Genomic DNA, 8,015 nt, shown 5'->3' on the forward strand with positions numbered 1-8,015 from the left:
GCGCCCGTTGCCGCGGCGATGCTCCGCATCGCCACCACAGGATGCGATTCCTCCCGGGGGTGAACCCCCGGGGTTCCTCGCAAGAGCACGCTGAACCAATACCGGGGGTCAGGCCGCGACGAGTTCCTGCTCGCGGTCCGGTGTCTTGACCTTGGGCTTCTTGTTCGGCAGCGAGAGCCGGAAGACCTTGTGCCACGCGGAGAACACCTGCTTGGGCAGCGGTCCGGTGACGTACTCCAGCTCGTACTTCTCGAACAGCGCGCGCACCTTCACCGCGACCTCGGCGTACCGATTGCTCGGCAGGTCCGGGAACAGGTGGTGTTCGATCTGGTGCGACAGGTTGCCGGTCATGAAGTGCATGGCCTTGCTGCCGCTGATGTTCGCCGAGCCCAGCATCTGGCGCAGGTACCACTGGCCGCGCGTCTCGCCCTTGATCGACCGGCGCTCGAAGACCTGCACACCCTCGGGGAAGTGCCCGCACATGATCACCGAGTGGGTCCAGATGTTGCGCACCAGGTTCGCGGTGAACGTGGCGGCGAGCGTGGTGAGGAACGACGGGCCCGACAGCAGCGGGTGGATCACGTAGTCCTTGAGCACCTGCTTGCGGATCTTGCGGCCCACGGCCCTGGCCCGCGCGCGGAACTCCGGGTTCTTGCGGCGGCGCTTGTTCAGGTTCTTGCCGAGCTCCAGGTCGTACGCCGCGATGCCGTACTCGAAGAAGCAGGCGTTGAGGAAGTTCCACAGCGGCTGGCCGAGGTGGAACGGGTGCCACCTCTGGTCCTCGTCGACGCGCATGATGCCGTAGCCGAGGTCGTTGTCCTTGCCGATCACGTTGGTGTACGTGTGGTGCAGCTCGTTGTGTGAGTGCTTCCACTGCTCGGACGGCGAGACGTGATCCCACTCCCAGGTGGTGGAGTGGATCTTCGGGTCCCGCATCCAGTCCCACTGGCCGTGCAGGATGTTGTGGCCGATCTCCATGTTGTCCATGATCTTCGCCACGGACAGACCGGCGGTGCCGATCAGCCACGCGGGCGGGAAGATCGAGAACAGCAGCACGCCCCTGCTGACCAGTTCGAGCTTGCGCTGCGCCGAGATGACCTTGCGGATGTAGGCGGCGTCTTTCTCGCCACGGCTGGCGATCACCTCGTCGCGGATCGCGTCCAGCTCGCGGCCGAGCTCCTCGATCTGCTCCGCGGTCAGGTGGGCGGTGGGGTCGATGGCGGTCAAGGTGCTCCTACCGTTCGATGTCGCAAGGGCCCGCCGCGGCGGACACGCAGGTCTGGATGAGGACGCCCGGCTCGGCCTCGGTGATCTCGCCGGTGCGCAGATCGCGGACGGCGCCCGCCTTGAGCGGCGTGACGCAGCCGAAGCAGATGCCCATGCGGCACCCGGAGGGCATAAGCACGCCGGCCTCCTCGCCGACGTCCAGCAACGGCGTGGCGCCGTCCGCGTCGACACTCTTGCCGGTGGCGCTGAACGTGACCTCGCCGCCCCCGTCGCCGGTGACGACGATGCCGGGGCGGAAGCGTTCGGTGTGCAGGCGCTCTTGTACGCCGTGCTCGCTCCAGTGCTCTTCGGCGGCGTCGAGCAGACCCGCGGGCCCGCAGGCCCAGGTCTCGCGCTCGGCCCAGTCGGGCACGAGTTCGTCGAGACGGGCGATGTCGAGCGTGCCGTCCGTGTCGGTGTGCACCTCGGTGAGCCGCAGCTTCTTGTCCGCGACCAGGTCGTGCAGTTCGTCGCGGAAGATCACGTCCTGCGGCCGCGGCGCGCAGTGGACCATGACGACGTCGTCGAACTCGGTATCGCGCAGCATGCCCATCACGGGCGTGATGCCGCTGCCGGCCGTCAGGTAGAGCACCTTGGCGGGCTTGGCCTGCGGCAGCACGAAGTCACCGGTCGCCTGGTCGAGCTGGATCAGCGTGCCCGGTTTCGCCCGGCGGACCAGGTGGTTGCTGACCTTGCCGTCCGGGATCGCTTTCACGGTGATCGTGACGCGGCCGTCGTGGCGGTTCGTCGGCGAGGTGATGGAGTAGGCACGCCACAGGCGCACCCCGTCGACGTCGACCCCGATCCGCACGTACTGACCGGCTGTGTGGCCGCGCCAGCCCCGTCCCGGCCTGATCACGATGGTCGCGGCGTCACCCGTCTCGGGGTGCACGGCCTCGATGCGCCCCCGCAGGTCAGCGCCCGCACGCAGCGGGCTGACCAGGTCGAGGTAGTCCGACGGCAGCAGCGGCGTCGTGACCATCTCCAGCAGTTTCCACGCCCTGCTGCGGAGGGCTGTACTCGTCATGGCTCCAGCTTGCTGCGCCTCAGGGCGTAAAGTCCTGACCGCAGGACGTAAATCTGGTCGGCTGAATTGTTCGCAGGGAATAAAACGTGAGCCATGTGATCCGGAGGGCCAGCGAACTGGCCCTGGATGAGACGACGGTCACCGCACTTCGGGCCGCGCTGAAGGCCACCGCCGACGAGGTCGTCCAGGCGATCATCGACGAGGTCCCTCCCTACGCCAACGCCCTCTCGGGCCACATGGGCGCCACCATCCGCCGAGCCGTCCGCACCGCCCTGGGGCACTACCTGGACCTCGCGAGCGGGAACGCCACGGGCGGCGACGGCGGTGACGCAGCCTACGAGCTGGGCCGCGGCGAGGTCCGCGACGGCCGCTCGATGGACGCCCTGCTCAGCGCCTACCGCGTCGGCGCCCGCGTGGCCTGGCGATGCCTGGCAGCGGGTGCCGTACCCGCGGGTCTGCCCGCCGCCGAGGTCGCCAAGTTCGCCGAGCTGACCTTCGCCTACATCGACGAGCTCTCCGCCGCGAGCGCCGCGGGCCACGCCGACGAACTGGCCGCCCAGGGCAGGGACCACGAGCGCCACCTGGAACACCTGGCCCGCGACCTCCTCGCCGGCGCGAGCCCGGACGTGCTGCTGGCCTCTGTTCAACGGGCCGGGTGGCAGCCTCCGGTTTCGCTGACCGCGGTCCTGCTGCCCGCCGCTCAGGCCCGGCCTGCCTACCGCGCGCTCGACCCGAGCACCCTCGTCCTCGACGATCTGCCGGACGCTACCGGTGTGCTGCTCGTCCCCGATGCCGACCGATCACATCTCTTGCGGCAGCTGACCGACCGCACCGCCGTGGTCGGCCCGGCCCGGCCATGGACTCGTGCGTCCGCCTCGTACGCACGAGCCGCACGCGCGCGCTCCCTCTCCTCTGATATTCGCGACACCGAGGACCACCTGCCCGAGCTGGTGCTGAGCGCCGACGCGGACGCGTTCGCAGACCTGCGTGCCCGGGCTCTCGCACCTTTGCGGACCTTGCCTGTCGCGACCGCACGGCGGCTGGAGGAGACGTTGCGGGAGTGGCTGTTGCACCAGGGCAGACGGGACGAGGTGGCGGCGGCGTTGTTCGTCCATCCCCAGACAGTCCGGTACCGGATGTCGCAACTGCGGAAGCTGTTTCCGGATCTCGCATCGCCACACCGGGTCCTTGAACTGACGTTGGCGGTCGGTCTTCGGGTCAGCTGACGCGTACTTCGACCGTCCACGACCGCGTCCACGAGCGGTCCAGGAATCGTGCCTCGTTCTCGGTGCCATCAGCTGGCTCATGCGGCCCGGTAAGAGCGGTATCAGCCAGCTGAGACCGGGGGTTGATGTGAAGACCAGATAAGGCCTCGGGAAGCCCGTCGGGGGCGCTGTCTCTGAGAAGCGGGGTGGCGATTACGGCTCGACTGGATCCGGTGGACGATGCGCACCGGCCCGCTCGTCGACGCGCTCATCGAGCATCTGGTCGGTGATCTGGGCAGCTATGCCCTGGAAAACGGCTTTCATGTCGTCGTGGAGGGCGCTGTCCTGGCACGAGCTGACCCACGGGCGCGCGGCGGGCTGCAGCTGGGTGACCGGCGGGGCGGCCAGGCCGGGTCACCTGGGGCGGGGGGCCGGGCCGCTCGTGCCGGGGACCACCGTGGTTCTGCGACGGCTCCGTGCCTGCCTTCCGACAGGTCAACCGGACGACCGACCGGGCCGGCCTGGCACACCGCGCGAGGGATGATTGGGATGGAATGACGGAACGTAAGGTAGGAGCTTCCATGGCGAAGCGGGTTCACCGACCCCGTGAGGACGCGGAGTTCAATTTCATCCTCGAGATGAGCGGAGTTCCGGTCCTCGCATACTTCACCGGGACATGGCCCAAGGCAATCGAGCCCTGCCGGGTGATGGACCTCGTCGTGGGTGGCATCGCCGACGACTACACGGGCCGCCTGACGGCCGTCCGCGCCGACATCACGCGTTGTCCGGCCGCAACCGAGCGATACGGGATCACCGGAGCCCCGTCCTACGTCCTGCTGAAGGAGGGAGAGGCGGTGGCGCACGGCACGGGGCCTATGACCATCGCCGAGGTACGGAACTTCCTGGACGGCCACCTCTGAGCGGCCGCTGCGGCACGTGGCCGCGACGCCCGTCACGTCTCGTCCAGCGGCCTGGACCAGTACGAAGTCCGCCGATACGTCGGCTGGTACCGGCACATCACACTCGTCATGCTCGCGCACATCTTTCTCGCCGCGATGGCCGTCCAGGAGCGCGAAAAAGGGGTGATACGGCCGACACACCCGACCTCGTGGACCTCACCCCGGCAGAAATCCGCCGTCTGCTGGCAGTTAAACCCCACCGCCGCCCTCCGCGGCGCGAGCACGCAGTGAGCTGGTCGCACTGGAGACGCCGCCACCAAGCACGCGCCCGGCACTGTCACTACATGCGGCGCGGTCACACGTTCGCGGGACGGTCCGCCAGGACCGCCCCGCACCCAACCCCACCCCGCTACACTCCCCCGGCCCAGGCCGTTGACCAGCAGTAATGGAGAAGTCCGGCTGGAGTACTAGGCCGTCCCTTACGGATCATCTATGCGTCAAGCTGCCGCTGCAGCGAGTCCGGCTGAGGGCTGTGGGAAGGCATCGCAGCCTCTGTGTTTCATCTGCCGCGAGCGTCCCATTGGTAGGAAAGGATCGACATCACCACCTCGTCGAGCCAGACACCGTCACGCAGCTGTGACTGCCGTCGCATGCCCTCCTCAACAAAGCCCACCTTCTCGTACACCCGGCGGGCTCTGTGGTTGTGGGAGTACACGTCCAGCTGGATTCTGTGCAGTGCGACCTGTTCGAAGCCGTACCCCACGATGAGACGAGTGGCTTCGGTGCCCAATCCCCTGCCCCGCCCGTGAGGGCCGATCAGGGTCCGGAAGGTGCAGCTGCGGTTGGCCGGATTCCAGTCGTAGAGGACGACCTCACCGACTACGACTCCCGTTGCACGGTCGGTAACTGCGAGATCAAGCCGGTCGGCTTGCTCACCGCGTGATCCGTACCAGGCACGCAGTCGCTCCAAGGTGAGCTCAGCCGACGGTTCGAAGGTGTAGCGGATGACCTCAGGATCTTCGATGACGTCGGCCATGGCGATCGCGTCTGCCTCCGTGAAGGGACGCAACAGAGCCTTCTCACCAGTGAGAACGGGTTTGTGGGCGAAGCCAGCGAACGTGGTGTTCCTCATCCGGGGATCTTCGGTGTACGGCTGGCATCCACGCAACAGCCTTTGTGCAGCATCCAGGCCGCAGAGTGATCCGTAAGAGACGACCTGATCACCCGCTCGCAACAACCACGGACACGACGGCATCCGGCCTCCCTCCGAGACCGGGCCCAGCCGGACCCGCGTGCCCGCCGATATCAGGTCAGCCTCCAGATCAGCTGCCAGGATGCTGCGCCAGAGCAGGTGAAACAGCACCGGCAGCACCGCGATCGGATCCCTATATCTTCCTCGGCACGGTCACGTCGCAGCCCTGGTCATCAGGCTCCGCTCATGATCGCCATCACTGACAACACGACCTGAACTGCGAAAACCGAAACCCCACACCCGACACCCTGAAGCCAGAGGAGGCCGACACCAACATCGACGACAGCAGCCAGCCATCCCCAACCACGGACCGCATTCCGCGGGGCGACCTCCCCCCAACGACTACCTGAGCCGGCGGCACTCACTCATCAGCGGACCTGCCTCAGCATCTCGGACAGCACGCGGCGAGTGGGGCACTCTCGCCAGTTGGCCGCGCATCGGCGGCATGTCGTGGCGTAGTCCAGGAGGGCGCGGTACGCCAAGTCCGCGGGCCTGTCCCTCAGTTCCCCGGGCCCGCTTTGCTCACTACGCTCGATCACGTCGACCCCTCGTAGTCGGCCACACCCCGGGGCCGTTCACGCGGTCACCGGGGCTCTTCGTCTGTCCTTCCACGCAATCGGGGGTGATCGACGCGGTAAGGAGCCACACGCAGGACCAGGAGGGGGCCAGACGCTGTCCGCGCTCTCAGGCGCGCGGCGAGCTCACCAGAGCTCGACCCCAACTCCCTTCAACGCCGCGCTGCCCGCGGAGTTCTGAGCTCAAGGGGACCGGCGACTGGAGTAGCCCGGCGGGCACCTGTGATCGGGCGGCTATACGGTCGGTGTGGGCGCCGCGGACGGCGTGCCTTCGGTGGCCCCGCGTCCCGTGCGCAACGCGGGGCCACCATCTCCCGGGGGCACAAGCTGCAAGATTCGGCGACGTGTAGAGACGAACGTCCGCAGCTGTGTACCTGCTTCTGATCCTGGTGCGCCATGCTGACTCGATGACGCGCAAGGGGTGGGGTGTAGCGGCTGCGGCCTGGAGCGTGATCGCCTTGCTGTTTATGGGGGCAACCGCCTGGTCCGTGGCTCTGGGTCTCGTGCGACTGGGACTGGCTGGAGACGAAGTCCGGGTCCACCTTTCACAGTGCCAGTTCGAAGGCGGAGGCCGAGGGGGAGGCTACGTCGAGTGCTCCGGCCGACCTGTGGGTGACAAGAGCACGGGAACTGTGAAGGTGGCCTACGACGGCAGGTCGGGAGAGGTGGTGTCCACGGGCAGGGCGCCGTGGGGAAACCTTGAGGTGATCGACACGAGTTTCACGTCGTGGGGCACGGCAGTTCTCTATCCGCTGCTGCCCCTGGGAGCTGCGGCGCTAACTACCTACCTCGCCTTGAGGGATGCCCGCCGCGCCCGGAGACCGACCACGCCAAACGGCCCGTCTCAAGGGCCATAGCGGCCCGCTCATCACTCCATCAGAGACTGCCGCGTTCATCCGTACGCGGGCGGGGGCGTTCATATGGACGCCGACAGAGCGCCCGCTGACGACCGGGCACGCGCTCCGGGCCGGGTCCTCCGGTGAGAGGGGGCCGGGCCGGGCGTCGTGAGCAGCCATCAGGGCGTGTCGCCTGAGTAGTAGAAGCCGCACATCACACCCGGGCCGGGTGTACGCAGTTCTTCCCGGCGCGGGTCGTACAGCGCGCGGCCGCCGGGCCACCGCCCGAGCTCGGTGGACAGGGCGACCCCGCCGTCGATCTCCTCCGGCCGCCAGTCGGTGACGTCCAAGAGCAGCCCGTCCAACGGCCCGCCGATGAGCGTGGCGTAGGTCCGGTGCGGGAGCGGGCCCGGGTTGGGGTCGTCGTGGTCGTGGCCGTAGACCCGGCCGCGCATCAGTTGCTCATCGCCGTTCATCCATCCAGCGTTCCAGTCACCACCGACAACGCCGGCTTCCCCAGGACCACCTAGGGCTCGCTCGCCTCCTGGCCAGTCGCCACGGATTGCCGGGATCAGGTGCGAAAGCGGGAGAGCCAGCCGTCGGCCTCCGGCACATCCTGTCCCTGCTCCAGCTCCCGGCGAAGGCGCTCCTGCTCCTGCCGGTCGCGTTCATCGGCTTCGGCCTGCCGCTCGACTGCGACGGCCCGGCCCTGGCAGTCCCCGCACAGGTGCGGGTGCGACGCAGGGTTTCGCCAGTTCGTCAACGACCCGGGACTGAAAGTCCCGGGCTTGCGCAACGGGCGCCACTGGCTGTGGTGCTGCGTTTGCGTCCTGACCCACGCCCGCTGTTCGGGGGTGGGTCTGGGGCGGTTGACTGCGCCCCGCGTCGCCACAACTCTTCCGCACGGTGACGGATGTTGCGGGAGCCGTTCCAGTCCGCATGTGCAACGACACCA

The 8,015-nt window shown here is 67.9% G+C and carries 7 protein-coding genes and 1 pseudogene; 3 read left to right on the forward strand and 5 right to left on the reverse strand.

Annotated features, from left to right (window positions below; translation table 11 throughout):
- Positions 1-108: 108 nt before the first annotated feature.
- Together ACWFR4_RS46920 and ACWFR4_RS46925 are read right to left on the reverse strand one after the other, a co-directional pair.
- Positions 109-1,227, reverse strand: coding sequence for a fatty acid desaturase family protein (locus tag ACWFR4_RS46920; protein WP_453657879.1), 1,119 nt, complete (start codon positions 1,225-1,227; stop codon positions 109-111).
- Positions 1,228-1,234: 7 nt separating this feature from the next.
- Positions 1,235-2,293 carry a ferredoxin reductase gene (locus tag ACWFR4_RS46925; protein ID WP_453657881.1) on the reverse strand — a complete coding sequence of 353 codons (1,059 nt, stop codon included), beginning with the start codon at positions 2,291-2,293 and terminating at the stop codon, positions 1,235-1,237.
- Positions 2,294-2,379: 86 nt separating this feature from the next.
- On the opposite strand from ACWFR4_RS46925, the gene ACWFR4_RS46930 reads away from it, so the two are divergent.
- From ACWFR4_RS46930 to ACWFR4_RS46940, 3 genes and pseudogenes are all read left to right on the forward strand, one after another.
- Complete coding sequence (locus ACWFR4_RS46930; protein ID WP_453657882.1) at positions 2,380-3,519, forward strand: helix-turn-helix domain-containing protein; 1,140 nt, start codon at positions 2,380-2,382, stop codon at positions 3,517-3,519.
- Between the two features lie 560 nt (positions 3,520-4,079).
- The gene (locus ACWFR4_RS46935) at positions 4,080-4,418 is read left to right on the forward strand and encodes a thioredoxin family protein (protein ID WP_453657883.1); all 339 of its coding nucleotides are present in this window, start codon (positions 4,080-4,082) and stop codon (positions 4,416-4,418) included.
- 48 nt (positions 4,419-4,466) lie between these two features.
- Positions 4,467-4,688: pseudogene (locus tag ACWFR4_RS46940) on the forward strand (IS701 family transposase); the annotation flags it as partial.
- Positions 4,689-4,956: 268 nt separating this feature from the next.
- Here ACWFR4_RS46940 and ACWFR4_RS46945 read toward each other — a convergent pair.
- From ACWFR4_RS46945 to ACWFR4_RS46955, 3 genes are all read right to left on the reverse strand, one after another.
- Complete coding sequence (locus ACWFR4_RS46945) at positions 4,957-5,529, reverse strand: GNAT family N-acetyltransferase (RefSeq protein WP_453657889.1); 573 nt, start codon at positions 5,527-5,529, stop codon at positions 4,957-4,959.
- 1,710 nt (positions 5,530-7,239) lie between these two features.
- Positions 7,240-7,536, reverse strand: a complete 297-nt coding sequence (locus tag ACWFR4_RS46950) for a hypothetical protein (protein ID WP_453657885.1) — start codon at positions 7,534-7,536, stop codon at positions 7,240-7,242.
- 95 nt (positions 7,537-7,631) lie between these two features.
- Positions 7,632-7,823, reverse strand: a complete 192-nt coding sequence (locus ACWFR4_RS46955) for a hypothetical protein (RefSeq protein WP_453657887.1) — start codon at positions 7,821-7,823, stop codon at positions 7,632-7,634.
- Positions 7,824-8,015 lie beyond the last annotated feature (192 nt).

It is taken from the genome of Streptomyces sp. NPDC055140 (genome assembly GCF_053607285.1).